Origin of the sequence: Brucella haematophila, from assembly GCF_005938105.1 — a bacterium.
GTDB lineage: Bacteria > Pseudomonadota > Alphaproteobacteria > Rhizobiales > Rhizobiaceae > Brucella > Brucella haematophila.
Window position 1 is genome coordinate 276,186 of sequence record NZ_VCPE01000003.1, and the last position, 17,302, is coordinate 293,487.

Below are 17,302 nucleotides of genomic sequence, written 5' to 3' on the forward strand. Positions count from 1 at the left end.
CAGGCTATGTGTTGGAGAACAGACATCTCACGGACTTCATGAGAGGAACGACTATGACCGGACCACTAAAAGGCCTGCGGGTGATCGAGCTTGCCGCAATGGGTCCAGTTCCCTTCACCGGCATGTTGCTTGCCGACATGGGTGCGGAGGTGATCAGGGTGGATCGCACAGTCGATACCGATCTTGGCATCGCCCATGAAACCAGCGCTGAGCTGCGCGGGCGCAACAAACGCTCGGTTGCAATCGACCTGAAATCGCCTGAGGGACGCGGGTTGTTTCTGGAGCTGGTAGGCAAGGCCGATGTCGTGCTGGAAGGATGGCGGCCCGGCGTCGCGGATCGGCTTGGCATCGGCTATGACGCCTGCCGCGCTGTCCAACGTAAGATCATCTATGGCAAGGCGACCGGCTGGGGCTCGGACGGTCCGCTTGCCCTGACCGCCGGTCACGACATCAATTACATTGCTTTGACGGGAGCATTGTCGATGATCGGCGAGGCGGGACACGCGCCGGTGCCACCATTAAACCTGGTGGGCGATTATGGCGGTGGTGCGATGTATCTAGCATTCGGGCTGCTCGCCGCCCATTACGAAGCACAGCGGTCAGGCGAGGGGCAGATTGTCGATGCGGCGATGGTGGACGGCGTGACGTCGCTTTTGACGGTGTTTTACGGATTTCAAGCAGCCGGCAAACTCAATCCGGAACGAGGCGGAAATATTCTCGATGGAGGCGCGCCTTATTATACGACCTACCAGACGCTGGATGGCGGTTGGCTGGCGGTCGGCTGTATTGAAGCGCGTTTTTACGTTGAGTTTCTCAAAGGTCTGCGTCTTGATCCGCAAAGTCTTCCGGCTCAAAATGACCGTAGTCAATGGCTCACACTGCGCCAGCGCTTTGCCGACATAATCGCCACAAAAACGCGCGCCAATTGGGAAGTCGTTTTCGATGGCACCGATGCTTGCGTCACGCCAGTACTGAGCCTCTCAGAAGCGGCAAGCCATCCGCATAATGTGGCCCGAGGCGCGACCCAGATGTTTAATGGTGTTGCCCATCCCGCTCCCGCACCGCGTTTCTCGCGCAGTCTGGGCGAACTTGTCCTCTCTCCCCCTTCCGAAGGTGAGCAGTCGCGAGCCGTTTTGCAGGACTGGGGAATTGACGACACGCAGATCGCTGATGCTTTGGCAAAGGGTATTGTTAAGCAGCAAGTTTGATTTTGCTCGTCAGGTGAATGGGAGATTATAGGCGTTCCCTATAACACAAAACAGAAGGGTCTATGTTAGCCCCCACATTGCCTAAACATCGTTGCGGGACCGGCAGAAGTGATCGTATCGTCAAGCCACGGCCGCTTTTGATCCGGTCGATAGTCTTATCGCACGGCCTGCATATCTCGCCTTCCGTCGCAACTGGACGACTGAGCGAGGGATGAAACGTGTGCCGATCCATCAATAATTCTGCTGGAGGAGAACAGCCCATGTCCGTCAATTACGAAGAACTGGCCACCGGAAAATACTATGAAGACCTCGAACCTGGAAAAACCTATCGGCACGCTATCACGCGCACTGTAACCGAAACGGACAATCTGCTCTTTTCGGCGCTGGCCTATAATTGCGCGTGGCTGCATATGGATGAGGAATATTGCAAGACGTCCATTTACGGCAAGCGGATTGTCAATTCGCTGTTCACACTGACACTTGTGTGCGGTGTTGGCGTCAACGAAATGACCCTTGGCACCACACTTGCCAATCTCGGCTTCACCGATGTGAAATTTCCGAAGCCGGTTTTCTTCGGCGATACGATTTACTCCGAAACGGAGGTTATTTCGAAGCGTGAATCGAAGTCTCGTCCGGGCACTGGCATTGTCGAATTTGAACTACGCGGCATCAATCAACGCAGTGAGCTGGTCGTCTCGCTGCGCCGTACTGGCTTGATGCTCAAGCGCCCGGTCAAGGTTGAAGCTGCCTGATAACAAGCTGCGAGAAGCAATCTGCTGTCTCGCAATGGTGCAAGCTTTCCCCGCTATCGTAATGTGGCTGCCAAGCCATATGAAGGACACACCCAAAACTGCCGGGATCGACTTTCCGATCCCGGCAGTTTTTAAGAACAGAATTGTCCGATTTCAGGAAGGCGCTGACGCCAGACGCGCGTCATCTCGTAATGCACGCGCGAAGTTCAATATCTCGGTGATGAACGGATCATTGTCTTCGCCCTGCACCATGTGCCCCGCGCCCTTGATGCAGATGTATCTTCCATTGCGGGCGATGTTCAGAAAGTCCCGCGCCCCTTCCTCGGAGAGAAAGTCCGAATGCTCTCCGCGCAGCAGCAAGACCGGCCTTTCGATCCGCGCCAATGCATCCGACAATCTGCTGCGCCGTCCCTCCAGTTCGGCGGTTCGGCTGGCAAGCAGACGCGGATCCCAGTGCCAGCGCAGACGACCATCCGGCGTCTGCCGCAGGCTGCGGACCAATCCACGTCCTGGCTGGCGCGGCGGTTCACCGCGATAATGGGCAACGGCAAGTGCCACCGCTTCAAGATTTTCATAACCATCGGGCGCTGAACTCATGAAGGAGCGGATGCGATTGAAACCCTTCTCCTCGGTCATGGGCGCAACATCGAGAAGCACAAGTCCAGCGACTTCTAGTCCGGCGCCTGCCGCGACTATTCCCGTCATTCCACCCATGGACGCGCCGACCAGAATCGGCTTGCGAATGTGGAGTTTCGAGAGGATCGTTTCCAGATCAATTGTGAGTTTCAGCTGGCCATAGTCGCCTATTGGGCACCAGTCACTGTCGCCGTGCCCGCGTGCATCGAACGTGGTGACACTGAACCCGGCATCAACAAGTTTTCGGGCAATCCCGTCCCATGAAGCGCGCATCTGGCCGCCCCCATGAAGCAGAACCAATGCAGGGCTGTTTACGTCACCATAACGATCATAGGCGATGCTCAGACCGTCACGCGTTTCAATATACCCATGCGGTTCCGGGGTTCCCTCAAGCCGCTGGCCTGCACTCATCACACTCTCCTCGGTAAGTGGCCGCGTCACTGCACCTATTGCGTCGCGATTTTCGCACGAAAGGCGATGGCCGGGTCATTGCTGTCCCGCCGTCCGCGACTGCCATTCATTGGCGGCTCGCTGCCATCGGCAATCAGCTTCTGGGTCAGATCGTAAACAACCATTCGGTTGGCGACCCGCCAGTTGTTTTCGCGCTTTTGAAAATGATCGAGGTAGCGACCGACGATCAGATCATCGCGGCTTGTTATGTCGGGCTCGGGGTCGTCCTGACGCTTCATGGCCACAAAATAGGTCTCGACAAAAGCATTCTCCGTATTGATCCAGTCGATCATAATGTTGCCCAAAAAATGCACGGAACGTCTGGTCGCTGCATGGCGCGCATCCACCCATTCAATGAAGCCATCTCGGCCTCCACTATAGGTGCCATGCTGATCGGTTGCGTCTTCATGATAGCAGTCGCGGACAGTTTTCCAGTCCTTGCGGTCCACTGAACGTGCGTAACGCGCCAGTTCGTTACGAATTGTTGCTTCCGCTTCCAAGCGGATCAGCCGTAGTTCCAGATCTGTCATAGCGGCCTCCCTCCGGCATTAAAAAAGGCTGGCCCGCAGACAATGCGGGCCTTACGCTGAATTTGAGGATTAAGCTTCCCGCACGAAGACAGGTGCTCGCTTCTCCCGATGGGAGGCGACGCCTTCCATAACATCGGGGCCCGAGACACCGATGAATTCGTAGCCGAGCGACGCTTCGAAGATTCCTGCGTTCTGGCGGTACCACATATTCATCGAGTGCTTCGTGAAGGCGATCGATTCCTGCGCGCCGAAGCTGAGCTTTCGGGCGACATCGCGTGCTGTTTCCAAAAGCTTGTCTTCGTCAACCGACATCGAAACAAGGCCATAATCATCGGCCTGCTGGCCGGTGATCTTGTCACACGTGAAAAGCAGATACTTGGCTTTTGCCATTCCGCACAGCAATGGCCAGACCATTGCCGCATGATCGCCAGCTGCGATCCCTAGCCGTGTGTGGCCATCAACGATTTTCGCATTCTTGGCGGCGATCGAAATGTCGGCCATTAATGCGATGACCAGACCTGCACCAACTGCTGCGCCGTGAATGGCCGAAATGATCGGCTTGCTGCAGTTGATCATGTTATAGAACAGGTCGCGGCTTTCACGCAGAACCTTGATTCGTGTTGCATAATCTCGGTTCTGCGCTTCGATAAGCGCAAAATCACCGCCCGCTGAAAAGGCTTTGCCCGCACCGCGCACCAGTGCTACGCGAACTTTCGGATCGCGGTCGATGTCACGCCAGATTTCAGGAATATCGGTGTGAAGCTTTTCGTCCACAGCATTCAGATTGGGGCCATCGAAGATGATTTCGAGAACGCCAGGCACGTTTTCTTCGAACTTCATCGCGTGGCTATATTTAGCTTGATAGTGCTTGATCACTGTCTGTCCTCCGGAATTCTTATATTTTGGTTCGCTCGAAAATGGCCGTCAGACCCTGACCGCCGCCGATGCACATCGTCTCGAGCGCGTAACGGCCATCGCGACGTTCCAGTTCGCGCAGCATGGTCGCAAGAATACGCACACCGGTTGCGCCTACCGGATGGCCAAGCGAAATGCCGGAACCATTCACGTTGAGCCGTTCGAAATCGGCCTTGGTCAGCTTCCACTCACGCGTGCAGGCGAGCACCTGTGCGGCAAAAGCTTCGTTCAATTCGATAAGGTCCATGTCCGTCATGGCGAGACCAGCACGCGCCAGTGCCTTTTCCGAGGAAGGGACTGGACCAATGCCCATGCGGGAGGGTTCGACACCAGCTGCTGCCCAGGTCACGAGTTTTGCGAGCGGGCGCAGACCGATCGCCTTTGCTTTTTCCAATGTCGTCACGATGCATGCGGCCGCTGCATCGTTTTGCCCTGATGCATTGCCAGCCGTGACCGTCGCGTCAGCGTCATACTTCAACATCACGGCTTTCAATGCTGAGAGCGAGGCGATGGTCGTATCGGCGCGTGGATGTTCGTCTTGTTCAAATAGAACGGCGCCCTTGCGCGTCTTGATTTCGACTGGAACGATCTCTTCGGCAAAGATGTCGGACTCGATCGCCTTGATCGCCTTGGCGTGAGAGTTTGCGGCGAATTCGTCCTGCTCTTCGCGTGGTATCGAATATTCGCGCCGCAAATTTTCGGCCGTTTCGAGCATGCCGCCCGGCACGGGGTAATATTTCCCGCCAGCCGTGATGCGCCCGCGCGCGATACGGTCCCAGAATGGCTGGCTGTCGCCCTTGAGGCCAAATCGCCCGCCCAGAACGTAGTGTTCCGCCTGACTCATGCTTTCCGCGCCGCCTGCAATCACCAGATCGGCGATCCCTGTCTGTACACGCATGGCGGCGTCGATCACGGCTTGCAGGCCTGATCCGCAACGGCGGTCGAGCTGTAATCCGGGAACCGAAATATCAAGCCCAGCATCCAGCGCCGCAACTCTGCCAATCGCCGGAGCCTCACCATTGGGATAACATTGGCCGAAGATGACATCGTCAACATCGCCTGAGGTAATCCCTGAGCGAGCGACAAGCGCTTTCACAACGGCCGCAGCCAAATCGGCGGTGGGGATGTCTTTCAACGTGCCGCCATAACGCCCGACGGGCGTGCGGAGCGGCTCACAGATATAGGCGTCGCGCATAACATACCTTGGATGAGGTTGGATGGTCGTATGGGGGCCTTGTGTGGCCCCCACAATTGATGAGGTTAGTAAGATTTCGGCAGGCCGAGAACCTTGTCGGAGATGAAGTTCAGAACCATCTGCTGGCTGATCGGAGCGATCTTCAGATGGCGGGATTCCTTCCAGTAACGCTCGACGTGATATTCGGTGGCCATGCTGTAGCCGCCGTGAAACTGCATGGCGCAGTCAGCAGCATTGAAGCCTGCTTCCGAACCCAGAAACTTGGAGGCGTTGGCCTCGGGGCCGCAGGGCAAGCCTTCGTCGAATAGGCGGGCAGCTTTCTGCGCCATCAGTTCGGCAGCCTCCAGACGGATCCACGCATCGGCCAGCGGATGGGCAACAGCCTGGTTCTTGCCGATCTGGCGATCGAACACGACGCGATCCTTTGCGTATTGTACCGTGAGGTTCAGAGCACCTCGGCCAAGGCCGATGGCGGTGAAGGCCACAGCAATACGCTCCGGATTCAAGCCATCGAGCAGGCACCGGAAGCCCTTGCCTTCTTCGCCGATGATTTCGCCCTCGAAAACTTCGAAATCGTCAAAGACCATTTCATTGCTGTCAACGGCATTGCGCATGATCTTGTCGATACGATTGATCTCGACGCCCTTTTTGCCCTTCAGTCGGGTCAGAAACAGGGTCATCCCATCATAGGGACGTTCAGGATTGCGTGGCGCAGTGCGCGTCAACAACAGGATGCGGTCGGCGTTTTTCGCATTCGAAATCCACACCTTGCGGCCATTGACGAGATAGCGCCCGTTGCCTGCCTTTTTTGCGAAGGTCGAAAGACGCGACGTGTCGACACCATTGTCCGGTTCCGACACGCCGAAGCACATCATCTCTTCGCCGCTTGCCAGTTTCGGCAAGAATTCCTGTTTGATTTCTTCCGAACCGTGATGAATGATTGGGCCCGGAGGGAAGACATAGTACTGCAGAACCGAATTGCCGTTGAAGCCGCAACGTTGACCCAATTCGTTCAGGACGATGCCAACTTCCTGCATGCCAAGGCCCATGCCGCCATATTGCTCGGGCATGAAAATGCCGAGCCAGCCGCCATCGGCGAGCGCTTGCTTGAAGTCCCAGGGATATTCCTTGTTCTTGTCCTTTTTGCTCCAATAATCGTTACCGAACTGATCGGCGATCTTGCGGATCGACTCGCGTATCAGGTCTAGCTCTGATGTGTCCAATGCCATGCGCATTACTCCGTTTTCGGTCAGGCCATGACCGGGATGAGATCGAGAGGGGTCGCGGCATCCAGCGCGGACATGTCGCCCGCCGGCTCGCCGAGATAACGGGCGCGGATTGCGCGCCGCATGATTTTTCCGTTTTTGGTTTTTGGCAGGCCCGGCACTGCGATGAGCGCTGAAGGGGCCATTGCCTTGCCAACCGCCTTGATCACACAGGCGGATGCGTCCGCCTCATCAAGGGCCGCAGCATCTTTGGTCAAAGTAACAAAGGCGACGATGCGTTGGCCACGATCCTGATCCGGAACGCCAATGACCGCAGCTTCGGTGATCTGCGGATGGGTGACGAGGGCAGATTCAATTTCAGCAGGGCCGATGCGTCGGCCGGAAACTTTGATCGTATCGTCCGAGCGACCGTGGATGTGCCAGAAGCCTTGCGCGTCCACCGAGCAAAGATCGCCATGCAGCCAGGTGCCCGGCAATTGTGTCCAATAGGTGTTTTTGTAACGCTCATTGTTGTTCCAGAAGCCGTGGGTCATGCCTGGCCAGCTATTGTGGACACACAGCTCACCGATTCCTTCGGCACGGGCGCCATCAGGCGTCAGCACGTCGATATCCTGCCCCAGAAGTGGGCCGGAGAAACTGCCGGGGCTCTGTGGCGCGATGGTGTAGCAGCTCAGGAGGCCGCCGCCCGTTTCGGTGCCGCCGGTATAGTTCAGGATTGGAAGACGCTTTTCGCCGACCGTCTCGAACAGCCATTGCCAGGTTGGAGTGTCCCATGCTTCACCCGTCGAGATAAAGGCGCGCAGACTTGAGATATTTTCCGTGGGAGCACCGTTCTTCAGGCCGCGCGCTGCCGTCGGTGCAAGTCCGAGAAGCGTTGCCTTATGGCGTTCGACAATATCCCAGAGGCGATTTTCGATTGGATAATCCGGCAGACCTTCGATGAACACCGCCGTGGCACCGAATTGCAAAATACCGTAGGTCATCAACGGGCCGAGCATCCAGCCGAGATCGGCAATCCAGGCAACGGTATCGTCCGACTGAATGTCAAAGGCATAGCCGAAATCGATAGCCGGCTTTAGAAGATAGCCGAGATGCGAATGCACGATCCCCTTCGGCGCTCCGGTTGTGCCGGAGGTGAAGATGATCAGCAGTGGATCATTGGCTTCCATCGCAACGGGTGGAACCGGGCGATTATCGGCGGTGCCAAGTTCCGCCCACTCTATATCGTTAGCGGTATCGAAAGGCGCATCAACGCCGGAGTGACGGATCATCACCAGTTTCTCGACCGACGGCGCAAGTGCGCGCGCCTGATCGGCGATATCTTTCATCGGCACGACTTTGCCGCGCCGCGAGGTCGCATCCACCGTGACGAGTATCTTTGCTTCACAAGCATTAAGTCGCGCCGCCAGTGGCTCAGGGCCGTAGCCGGAAAATGCCGGAACGGCGATTGCGCCCAGTCGACCAACGGCTAGAATGGTCGCAATTGCTTCAGGCGAAACGGGTGCAAATATGCCGATGCGGTCGCCTTTGACGACACCGTGATCGGCAAGACCACGCGCCACGCGCACCACCTCATCGCGCAATTGGCGATAGGTATAGGTGCGAGTCTGACCCTGATCGCCTTCATAGACAATGGCGGACTTATCAGCCAAATCGGGGTTTTCTGCATGGCGGTCGACACAGTGCCATGACGCATTCAATTCTCCGCGGACAAACCAGCGTGGAAACTCCTTGCCGGCGCTATCGTCGCGTATCGTTTCCCATGGCCGGGTAAAATTGATGCCGAGATTGTCTGCCGCCGCCGCCCAAAACCAGTCAGGATTGTCGATGGCTGCGCGCTGCAGGTCACTCAGCGTATCATGTTCCCAGCCCTTCATGGCCTTCGCCAGGCGACTGCGGGCGACATATTCTGCGGGAGGGATCCAGGCTGCGCCTTTGGCGCTGCCGAACTCGGATATGCCCTTCATCAGTTTGTTCTCCTGCGCTCTCCACCTCTGTTCGGGTGGAGCGAAGTTGATGGAATCTCGAAGGGATCAGGCAACGTTTCGGCTCGCGGTCAGCATTTCGTAAAGGCCGACAACCTCGCGCGCAGTTTTGATATGCGCATAGTCAATGTGCTGGCCTTCATAGAGAAGGGCGGCGAGACCTTTGGCTTCTGCTTCGTTGAAGGCTTCGATCATGCCGCGATAGAAGATGACATCCTGTTCCGAAGGAGTGAAAACCTCGTTGGCAACTTCGATATGCGACGGATGGATGAGAACCATGCCACGATAACCAAGAGCCCGGTTCTGGCGTGCGAAGTTCCATGCGCCTTCCAGATTGTTCAGGTCTTGCCAGACGCCCACCAGGGGATGATTTTTGCCTGCCGCACGATTGGCCAGTACAGCACGCGAGCGCAAATAGAGCGTTTCCTGCCCGTCAGGACTGAACTCGAAACCGATGGAACGCGAAACATCCGCATCTCGCGCGGTGCCAGCAAACAGTGTCGCGCAGCGGGGCGAGGCATTGATCATGTTCTCGCAATCGGCATAGGCCTGCGCAGTTTCGAGATTGAGCACGAACTCGAACGTGCCTTCGGCAACCCCGTTCTTGCGCTCGAAATGTGTGGTGAGCGCATCAAATGCGATGATATCGCGTGAGCCGAAAGTTTTTGGCAGTGCAAAGCCGTGACATCCTGCGATAGCGACCTTCTCCAGATCGTCTCCAGCTATACCGGTGTCGAGGCTGTTCAGGCGTACATAGACCCCGCGATCCGGGTAGGACTGCGCAAGCTCGCGGATGGTAGCAGCAGCGACGTCGCGGGCTTGTGCTTTGAGATGGGTCGGTACGGAATCTTCAAGATCGATGATGACCCCGTCTGCACCCTTCTGCATGGCCTTGACTGCCCAGCCTTCGCGATGGGCGGGAACAAAGAGAACAGAGCGCATAGGTTTCATGGATACGGCCCTCCCAAGGCCAATCTGCTTTTGCTTGTGCTTTTTGTCGGCCGGAAATTGCGACGCGTAAACCCTTGTGAAAGCTGGTAAAGTCCGGTCCTAGATGCCCATAAGGTTTAGGCTATGGGCAGCCGCCTGAATGTAACCCGCATCGACATCGCGACGATGTGTACTCAAACTATCACCGTGTGTTCTCATGATAGTCTCGCTATCCCGAGGGCATACAGCGGATGAGGCAATAGCAGCGATAGCCGGAACCGCTGGCTGTTCCTGTTGGCGGGTTCGACGCACCGCTCTATCCTGAAAATGTTTCTGATGGAGGGGATAAAGTGGGACGATATAGTGGTGTCATCGCTCTGGTAACCGGAGGCGCGAGCGGTATTGGAAAGTCAACGGTTGAGCGCTTGATAGTCGAGGGCGCGAGCGTTGTGGTTGCTGATCTTTATCCCGCGAAAAGCGAAGGTGTGCTGCGCGAAATCGCAGCCAAAGGTGTGGATATAAGAGATTCCTTTGCCCTTGGTCTGGACGTGACGGATGGTCAGGCCGTGGAGGCCGCATTTGCCAATGTGAAGGCGCGTTTCGGCAGCATTGGCCTGCTGGTGAATTCAGCAGGTATTCGCGAAATCATTGCTCCACTCGATTTGCCGATCTCGGAGTGGAACCGCGTGCTGGATATCAATCTGACGGGATCATTCATGATGGCGCAGGCCTTCGGACGTCAGATTGTTGCGGCGGGTACATCCGGAGCGATTGTTAATATTGCCTCCACTGCCGGGCTTGTCGCCAGCCGCAACCGTGCAGCTTATGTGGCGTCAAAGCACGGTGTGGTGGGCCTTACCAAACAGCTCGCCTATGATCTTGGGCCGAAGGGTATTCGCGTCAACGCAGTTGCACCTGCGGTGATCCGTACGCCCATGACAGAATCCTATTTCGACGATCCGCAGCGGATCGCGGAGGTGTTGAAAAACTATCCACTAGGCCGTGTGGGGCGGCCCGAAGATGTTGCTTCGGCAGTGGCATTTCTGGGGTCTCACGATGCAGCCTTCATCAGCGGCGTCGTGCTGCCCGTCGACGGGGGGAATACAGCCGGAAAGCCTTGAGGCGACCTTCAGGCTGTCTCACTGTTTTCACGCGCGGGGTGTAATCTCGCAGAAAGCTTGTAGCGCTGGATCATCTCTTCGGTGATGCTGATAATCATGTTTTGAACCCAGAACGCCGCGCGTGACATGGGGCGAGAACGCTTGCGCACAAGATAAGCCGTGCGCTCCATCTTGACGCCTTCAATCGGGACGAGCGCTAGCGTTCCGGCGTTGACATGATGCATGACAGCGGCCTCGGAGAGAATTGTATAGGCGCTGGCACGACAGGCCATTTCAATGAGCGAAGGCAAAGGATCGATCTCCATCACCACGTTCAGCGAGGTGTTGAACGAGCGCGCATATTTTTCCGCCACGGTGCGTCCGCCATGCGAATTGTTGGGCATCACGAGGGGCAGCTTTTCAAGTACGTCGACTGGCACGGGCTGAAGAGCCACGCCATTCGAACCGATTTCTCCCGGCCAATTGTCGGGGGCCGTGCATAGAAACAACTCTTCAGTATAAAGTGGTTGGGTCACGAATTGAGACGGATCCGGCGTTTCATAGACACAACCGATATGGACATCTTCCCGGTCGATTTTTTCCAGAATGATCCGTGACATCGCTTCGGTCAAATGCATCCTGATCGACGGCATTTCAGTTTGAACCGTTTCTGCCAGCGGCACCGACAGCACGAGCCCTACGGAAGGGGGCAACGCCACAGTCACCTGACCAGTTGTCGAGGTGCCAATGCTTTGCACGCCTTCGACCATGCTTTCCGACATTTGTAGAATCTGCTTGCCGCGTGCTGTCAGTGCGACACCGGCTTCGGTCAGTTCCACGCCACGCGCGCCGCGTATCGCAAGCTTGACGCCAAGACTGCGTTCGAGTTTTGCAATATTTTCCGAAAGCGAGGGTTGCGCCATGCCGAGTGAGTCAGCCGCAGCAGAAATGGATCCATGATCGGCAAGGGTCAGAAAATAATAGAGTTGGCGCAGGTTCAACGCCGGTGGCTTTTCCTGTGTGGACATGACTTTCTCCTCTTACCCGGAGGATGTCGCCATTCCCGGGTAAAGGCAAAAGCAATATATATAGGGAGGCCCTTTACCCCTCAATTGCCATAGCTATAGATGGCTCGTATTCGCGAACCATCGTCCTGTGGCGCGTCAGACACCTATCACGCCCTGATCAACAAGTTTGCTGATTTCGCCCGAAGGTAAACCCAGATGATCGGCAAGAACTGCCTCGCTGTCCTGACCCAGCCGTCTTGCGGGTTGAACCTGTCCCCGTTCACGCTTCGAGATGCGGGCAAAAGCGCCCGGTACAGGCACAGAACCTGCCGCAAGCTGCGCGACTGTCGAGAAAATTTCGTTGTCACGCACAAGTCTCGGATCGTTTGCTATTGCCTCCGCGAGCGATTGATAGGGTTCCCAGCAAACGCCGCTCGCTTCCAGCCGAGCTGTCAGATCGACGAAATCAAGCTTCGCGGTCGCCTTTTCCAACAGTGCGAAGAGTGCTTCACGATAGCGGTAGCGCTGGCCTTCATCACGCGTAAATGAAACACCGAGAACTGCTTCCAGATCGCCGATTTCCTTGGCTATGTCGAAGGCCTGTACCAGAGATTTCCATTGTCGGGCTGTGATAGCGACGATCATGACGCGACGTCCGTCTCGTGTGGCAAAATCTCGACCGAATGCGCCGAACAAGGCGTTGCCGATACGCGGGCGGTCTCCTGCCATCAGAGTTTCGGATATCTGTCCGAGATGCCCAAGCGCGCCAATCGCGACATCGCTCAGTGCAAGATTGATCTCGATATCGCGTCCGTCGACGCGCCGCTGTCTTTCGGCGGCCATCAGGCTAAAGGCAGCATAGGCGCCGGTCAGTAGATCCCACGCCGGAAGCACGGCATTGACAGGCTGCGCGCCATTCTGGCTGTCATCGCCGGTCATCATCGGAACGCCGACCGCAGCATTGATCGTGTAATCGACGCCGTTGCGACCATCAGGCCAACCTTGCACGCGAAGTGTCACCAGATCGGAGCGGCGCTCACGCAGTTTTGCATGGGCGAGAAAGCCGTCTCGGGGATAGTTGGTGACGAAAAGGCCGCGGCCGGGCCCGGGCGCTGTGATGATGGCTGCTGCAAGTTCACGGCCCTCGGGGCGGGAAAGGTCGAGGGCAACGGAGAGCTTTCCCTTGTTCAGCCCTTCCCAGTAGAGGCTGTCGCCCGCATCGTTGAGCGGCCAACGCCGATAATCCGGCCCGCCGCCAATATTGTCGAAGCGGATTACTTTCGCGCCAAATTGCTGGAGATGCAACGCACAGGATGGGGCCGCGATAAATGAAGCGCCTTCAACGACGGTCAAATCGCTCAAAAGATCATACATGGTATTTCCGTTTCCGGCAGCGAAGTTTGCCGATGAGTCGAGATATCCGAGCCGGAATTCCGGATCAGAGGCATATGTTGTGAGCAAGAATTGCGCGGGCGCGAATACGGACGGGTTCGTCGACCATCGCTCCGTCGACTTTGACGGCGCCATCGCCGGATGCGAGCACTTTGGTCGCCCATTCAGTTTCGGCAGCAGTTGGCCGCCATGCCTCGTGAACGGGAGCGACTTGCGCAGGGTGGATCAGAAGTTTACCGCCCATGCCCAAAGCCCGCGCATGCCGCGCATCGGCGCGTGTAATTTCCGGGCTTTTCACATCCGCTGTCACACCGTCGAGCGGGGCAGCAATCTGGGCGAGACGGGATGCGATCACCAGTTCCTGACGGATAGGCAGCAGAATCTCACGTTCATGCTCGCAGCCAAGATCAGCGCAGAAATCGATGGAACCAAAAGCGAGTTGCATGACTGCGTCCGACCTCGCCAAATCGCGCGCTGCGGCTATGCCCTTCGCGCTCTCGACAAGAGCAATCACCGGATGGCCCGTCATGTCCGCAACGCGGCTGATATCATCGGCTTTTTCGGACTTTGGCAGCATCACGGCTGCGAAGGGTAAGGATGCTGCGAGACGCAAGTCGTCGTCATGGAATTCCGTATCGCTGGCATTGATGCGCAAAACCACTGGCAAATCAGTGAAACTGACATTGGCTGCTGCTCGCGCTGCGGTCTTGCAATCCGCCGCGACTGCATCTTCCAGATCGAGGATAATGGAATCCGTACCCGATGCAGCCGCTTTTGCGAAACGTTCAGGGCGATTGGCGGGGACAAATATCGGAAACTGCAATGGTGCTGGCTTGGTCATGGCTTTCTCGTTCAACTCTTCAAAAAGCTAACGGAACGAAAGATCAGCGCCAAACAGGTGAAACCTTCTTCTATCATCGGAAAAACCGAGATGTCGGGGGGGCAGTAAGCGAAAGCGATCAGGTACTGGTCGCCGTTCAAAAAGCGATGTGGCCTATCGGCTAAGCCTATTGTGAGGCTATAGTCATTGACCTGCAAAAATCAGACATTTATTCCCGACATCGAATTAGAAGTCCGTTCGGTTGCGGAGGAGACGTGCGCCGGACGGCATCACGTTTGTGGGGAGTAATATGACCGATCATTCTCAAACACTGGAAGAGGCCGTCGCGGCCTTTGTCGTCAACTTTACCCATGCGGATATTGATGCACGGACGCTTGAGGCCGCAAAGGCCCTGATCAAAGACCAGTTTGCGATTCAGATCGGCGCTTCAGTGCTGCCATGGTCGCAAAAGACACTGGCATTTCGCGCACCGCACCCAGGCCGGGCAACGATTGTCAATCGTGCGGAACCTGCTTCGGCAGTTGACGCGGCTTACATGAACGCCACTTATGGCCATGGTTTTGAGTATGATGATTTCTTCGGGAACGCTCATCCTGGTTGTGCGGTTGTTCCAGCAGCCTTTGCTCTTGGCGAAGAGCTGGGCGCTTCGCTTGAAGAGGTGCTGACTGCCCTGGTAGTTGGCTATGAAACCTATGTCCGTATAGGCAAATGGGGATCGCCCGCAGTTCTCAATGTTGGCTGGCAGCCCCATGCAATTTTCGCCAATTTCGGCACCGCCGCACTTGCAGCCAAGTTGATGAAACTCGACGTCGAACAGACCTTTCACGCGCTTGCCATTGCACTGAGCCATGCCAGTGGTCCAACGGAATATGCGTCGACTGGAGGGTCCATCAAGCGCGTTCACGCTGGCATTGCCGTTCGCAACGGCATTGAGGCCGCTGGCCTTGCCGCTGCAGGTGTCACCGGCCCACGACGATTCCTGACTGGTGATCGTGGTCTTTATCGCATGTTCTGTCACAAAACGGTTGGCGATGAGGCGATTGCCGATTTTCTGCCCGGCGTTGCGAATTTCATGCCGGGTTTGTCTTTCAAGCATTACTGCTGCTGTGCCTGCACCTTCTCCTATATCGAGGCCATGCAGGAATTGCAGGGACGGGCGCAGGATATCGAACGGGTGGAAGCGCGCGTTCAGACGATGGTCAACAATATCGTTGGCACTCGAAACGCAAATATCTATCAGCCTCGTAATATCGAAGAGGTGCAATATTCGTTGCCTGCGCAAATGGCGATGTCGGCACTTGGTATCGGCAACGGGTTTTCTGCTCATCATGCTGTGCTTGAAGGAAAGATCGATCTGAAAGATGGTTCGCCCGTCTATGATCTGATCAACCGTATCAAGATCGAAATTTCGCCCGAGCTTGATGAGAAATACCGCCACTTCGTCGCTGATGTGACCGTACACTTAAAAGACGGAACCACCGAGACGATTTTCCGCGAGCAGTCCAAAGGCTCGCCTATGAAGCCCTATACTGCCGCTGAACATCTGGAAAAGTTGAGCGATCTGACTGATGGCGTGATGGGGCGCGAGCAGGCAGCGCGCCTGTGGGCGCTGGTGGATGAAATGCGCTTTGATCGCAAGGCGAGCGAGATTGCATCGCTTCTCGTTCCCGGACGCTAATGTTTCGCTGAGTATCTCAGCACAGGAACTGCAATAAATTTCAGAACATGGCTGAGCGGGCAACTCATGGAGTTGTCCGTATAGCCGCTCGCGTCATGGAGGTGGGTAGGCGGTAAAGGGCCCTACCTATAGCGCGCATAGTTCCTGACTTTGGCTCAGCCGCGCCAGTGGATCGTTACCCAAGCGAACCATAAACTCTTACAAAATTGCCTTTGGAGAACACATATGACTGCAATATTGGAGGGAATTCGCGTTCTCGATTTTGGACGCTGGATCGCTGGTCCCTACAGCGCTCATCTTCTGGCCGATCTAGGTGCGGATGTTGTTCGAATAGAGCGCCCCAAAGGTGAGGACGACCGGTTTCTCATGCCGGTCACGGCCCATGGCGAAGGCGCGCAATATATGCAGTGCAACGGAGGCAAGCGTTCTCTGGCGCTGGATATGAATTCGCCAGCGGGACGCGAGGTGATGCGTCGTATGATCGAAAAGGCGGATGTTGTCGTCGCCAATTATTCTCCCAATGGGCTCAAGCATTTCGGTCTTGATTACGAAACCCTGCAGGCAATCAAGCCGGACATTATCCTGGCATCGGCGTCAGCCTATGGCACCGAGGGACCGATGGCCGAACGGATAGGCTTTGACGGTGTCGGGCAGGCGGTAAGCGGTGCGATCTATCTCACCGGGGAGCCCGGAAAGCCCTATCGCGCAGCGACAGCGCCAATCGATTTCGCGACCTCGTTGTCACTGGCTTATGGAACGCTTGCGGCGATCATCGGCAAGATGCGCACCGGCAAGGGAGCACATGTGCAGGCCTCGCTTGTCGGGACCTCGCTCAACCTGACCAACCAGATTTTGATGGAAGAGGCGAGCGGATTCACCCATCGCGAACCCACCGGAAACCGCAGTCCTATGTCGGGTCCATCCGATGTCTTTCGGGCCAAGGATGGCTGGTTCATCATGCAGGTCATCGGTCAGAAGGTTTTCCAGCGCTGGTGCAAAGTTGTCGGTCGTGAAGATCTGATCGGAGAGCCACGTTTCGCCACCGACCAGTTACGTGGTGAAAACGGCGCTGAACTGAGCGCAATTATGCAAGCATGGTGCGAAGCCCGTCTGCGCGATGATTGTATCGACATACTTGGCAAGGCGAATATTGGATGCGGCCCGGTCTTGGCACCTGTCGAAGTGGTTGCTGGAACACTGGATCTGCGCAATACCTTCATGCGCGAGGTGGAGTTTCCGAACTCTCAACCGGTTCCTATTGCGTCACCGCCAGCGCGCCTTTCGCATGGCACTGTGGATATGGCCCGTCCGCCAGTGCTGGGCGAACATAGTGATGCGGTGCTGGTCGATTATGGTTTCACTGCCACGGACATAGCCGCATTGCGCGGTGTTGGCGTAGTGACCGGGTGATCGTGCAAGCTGGCGTAGCTCGCATCGTCCCCGCCTCATTCAGAGCT

16 protein-coding genes are annotated in these 17,302 nt (G+C 56.5%); 6 read left to right on the forward strand and 10 right to left on the reverse strand.

Annotation, left to right across the window (positions count from 1 at the left end):
- The first annotated feature begins 53 nt into the window (after positions 1-53).
- Both FGI60_RS06470 and FGI60_RS06475 read left to right on the forward strand, forming a co-directional pair.
- Positions 54-1,208 carry a CaiB/BaiF CoA transferase family protein gene (locus FGI60_RS06470; protein WP_210238416.1) on the forward strand — a complete coding sequence of 385 codons (1,155 nt, stop codon included), beginning with the start codon at positions 54-56 and terminating at the stop codon, positions 1,206-1,208.
- 260 nt (positions 1,209-1,468) lie between these two features.
- Positions 1,469-1,960, forward strand: a complete 492-nt coding sequence (locus FGI60_RS06475) for a MaoC family dehydratase (protein WP_138784442.1) — start codon at positions 1,469-1,471, stop codon at positions 1,958-1,960.
- A 153-nt stretch (positions 1,961-2,113) separates the two neighbouring features.
- Here FGI60_RS06475 and FGI60_RS06480 read toward each other — a convergent pair whose 3' ends face one another.
- The 7 genes from FGI60_RS06480 to FGI60_RS06510 all read right to left on the reverse strand — a co-directional run bounded on the left by FGI60_RS06480 (position 2,114) and on the right by FGI60_RS06510 (position 9,848).
- A complete protein-coding gene (locus tag FGI60_RS06480; RefSeq protein WP_138784443.1) occupies positions 2,114-3,007 on the reverse strand; it encodes an alpha/beta fold hydrolase in 894 nt (297 codons plus the stop codon).
- 35 nt (positions 3,008-3,042) lie between these two features.
- Complete coding sequence (locus tag FGI60_RS06485; protein WP_138784444.1) at positions 3,043-3,576, reverse strand: nuclear transport factor 2 family protein; 534 nt, start codon at positions 3,574-3,576, stop codon at positions 3,043-3,045.
- A gap of 69 nt (positions 3,577-3,645) precedes the next feature.
- Complete coding sequence (locus FGI60_RS06490) at positions 3,646-4,452, reverse strand: enoyl-CoA hydratase/isomerase family protein (protein ID WP_235889751.1); 807 nt, start codon at positions 4,450-4,452, stop codon at positions 3,646-3,648.
- Positions 4,453-4,471: 19 nt separating this feature from the next.
- Complete coding sequence (locus FGI60_RS06495) at positions 4,472-5,686, reverse strand: acetyl-CoA C-acetyltransferase (RefSeq protein WP_138784445.1); 1,215 nt, start codon at positions 5,684-5,686, stop codon at positions 4,472-4,474.
- Between the two features lie 65 nt (positions 5,687-5,751).
- Positions 5,752-6,915, reverse strand: a complete 1,164-nt coding sequence (locus FGI60_RS06500) for an acyl-CoA dehydrogenase family protein (protein ID WP_171058714.1) — start codon at positions 6,913-6,915, stop codon at positions 5,752-5,754.
- Between the two features lie 20 nt (positions 6,916-6,935).
- Positions 6,936-8,879 (reverse strand): AMP-binding protein, encoded by a 1,944-nt coding sequence (locus FGI60_RS06505; protein WP_138784447.1) that lies wholly within the window; start codon positions 8,877-8,879, stop codon positions 6,936-6,938.
- 66 nt (positions 8,880-8,945) lie between these two features.
- Positions 8,946-9,848 (reverse strand): HpcH/HpaI aldolase/citrate lyase family protein, encoded by a 903-nt coding sequence (locus FGI60_RS06510; RefSeq protein WP_138784448.1) that lies wholly within the window; start codon positions 9,846-9,848, stop codon positions 8,946-8,948.
- Positions 9,849-10,177: 329 nt separating this feature from the next.
- On the opposite strand from FGI60_RS06510, the gene FGI60_RS06515 reads away from it, so the two are divergent.
- Positions 10,178-10,948 carry an SDR family NAD(P)-dependent oxidoreductase gene (locus FGI60_RS06515; RefSeq protein WP_171058715.1) on the forward strand — a complete coding sequence of 257 codons (771 nt, stop codon included), beginning with the start codon at positions 10,178-10,180 and terminating at the stop codon, positions 10,946-10,948.
- An 8-nt stretch (positions 10,949-10,956) separates the two neighbouring features.
- On the opposite strand, the gene FGI60_RS06520 is transcribed toward FGI60_RS06515, so the two are convergent.
- From FGI60_RS06520 to FGI60_RS06530, 3 genes are all read right to left on the reverse strand, one after another.
- The gene (locus FGI60_RS06520) at positions 10,957-11,955 is read right to left on the reverse strand and encodes a LysR family transcriptional regulator (protein ID WP_138784450.1); all 999 of its coding nucleotides are present in this window, start codon (positions 11,953-11,955) and stop codon (positions 10,957-10,959) included.
- Positions 11,956-12,090: 135 nt separating this feature from the next.
- Complete coding sequence (locus FGI60_RS06525) at positions 12,091-13,308, reverse strand: CoA transferase (protein ID WP_138784451.1); 1,218 nt, start codon at positions 13,306-13,308, stop codon at positions 12,091-12,093.
- 64 nt (positions 13,309-13,372) lie between these two features.
- Positions 13,373-14,167, reverse strand: a complete 795-nt coding sequence (locus tag FGI60_RS06530; RefSeq protein WP_138784452.1) for an HpcH/HpaI aldolase/citrate lyase family protein — start codon at positions 14,165-14,167, stop codon at positions 13,373-13,375.
- On the opposite strand from FGI60_RS06530, the gene FGI60_RS06535 reads away from it, so the two are divergent.
- The 3 genes from FGI60_RS06535 (at position 14,149) to FGI60_RS06545 (ending at position 17,255) form a co-directional block, all read left to right on the forward strand.
- Positions 14,149-14,331 (forward strand): hypothetical protein, encoded by a 183-nt coding sequence (locus FGI60_RS06535; protein WP_138784453.1) that lies wholly within the window; start codon positions 14,149-14,151, stop codon positions 14,329-14,331. The two genes, FGI60_RS06530 and FGI60_RS06535, sit on opposite strands and share 19 nt — an antisense overlap.
- A gap of 125 nt (positions 14,332-14,456) precedes the next feature.
- The gene (locus FGI60_RS06540) at positions 14,457-15,845 is read left to right on the forward strand and encodes an MmgE/PrpD family protein (RefSeq protein ID WP_138784454.1); all 1,389 of its coding nucleotides are present in this window, start codon (positions 14,457-14,459) and stop codon (positions 15,843-15,845) included.
- Between the two features lie 225 nt (positions 15,846-16,070).
- Complete coding sequence (locus FGI60_RS06545) at positions 16,071-17,255, forward strand: CaiB/BaiF CoA transferase family protein (protein WP_138784455.1); 1,185 nt, start codon at positions 16,071-16,073, stop codon at positions 17,253-17,255.
- Positions 17,256-17,302: the final 47 nt, after the last annotated feature.

Coding starts and splice junctions, on each gene's coding strand:
- FGI60_RS06530 (WP_138784452.1), bottom strand. CDS start 14,167: ATGACCAAGCCAGCACCATTGCAGTTTCCGATATTTGTCCCCGCCAAT.
- FGI60_RS06535 (WP_138784453.1), top strand. CDS start 14,149: ATGGTGCTGGCTTGGTCATGGCTTTCTCGTTCAACTCTTCAAAAAGCT.
- FGI60_RS06485 (WP_138784444.1), bottom strand. CDS start 3,576: ATGACAGATCTGGAACTACGGCTGATCCGCTTGGAAGCGGAAGCAACA.
- FGI60_RS06480 (WP_138784443.1), bottom strand. CDS start 3,007: ATGAGTGCAGGCCAGCGGCTTGAGGGAACCCCGGAACCGCATGGGTAT.
- FGI60_RS06545 (WP_138784455.1), top strand. CDS start 16,071: ATGACTGCAATATTGGAGGGAATTCGCGTTCTCGATTTTGGACGCTGG.
- FGI60_RS06520 (WP_138784450.1), bottom strand. CDS start 11,955: ATGTCCACACAGGAAAAGCCACCGGCGTTGAACCTGCGCCAACTCTAT.
- FGI60_RS06540 (WP_138784454.1), top strand. CDS start 14,457: ATGACCGATCATTCTCAAACACTGGAAGAGGCCGTCGCGGCCTTTGTC.
- FGI60_RS06505 (WP_138784447.1), bottom strand. CDS start 8,879: ATGAAGGGCATATCCGAGTTCGGCAGCGCCAAAGGCGCAGCCTGGATC.
- FGI60_RS06495 (WP_138784445.1), bottom strand. CDS start 5,686: ATGCGCGACGCCTATATCTGTGAGCCGCTCCGCACGCCCGTCGGGCGT.
- FGI60_RS06500 (WP_171058714.1), bottom strand. CDS start 6,915: ATGGCATTGGACACATCAGAGCTAGACCTGATACGCGAGTCGATCCGC.
- FGI60_RS06525 (WP_138784451.1), bottom strand. CDS start 13,308: ATGTATGATCTTTTGAGCGATTTGACCGTCGTTGAAGGCGCTTCATTT.
- FGI60_RS06475 (WP_138784442.1), top strand. CDS start 1,469: ATGTCCGTCAATTACGAAGAACTGGCCACCGGAAAATACTATGAAGAC.
- FGI60_RS06470 (WP_210238416.1), top strand. CDS start 54: ATGACCGGACCACTAAAAGGCCTGCGGGTGATCGAGCTTGCCGCAATG.
- FGI60_RS06510 (WP_138784448.1), bottom strand. CDS start 9,848: ATGAAACCTATGCGCTCTGTTCTCTTTGTTCCCGCCCATCGCGAAGGC.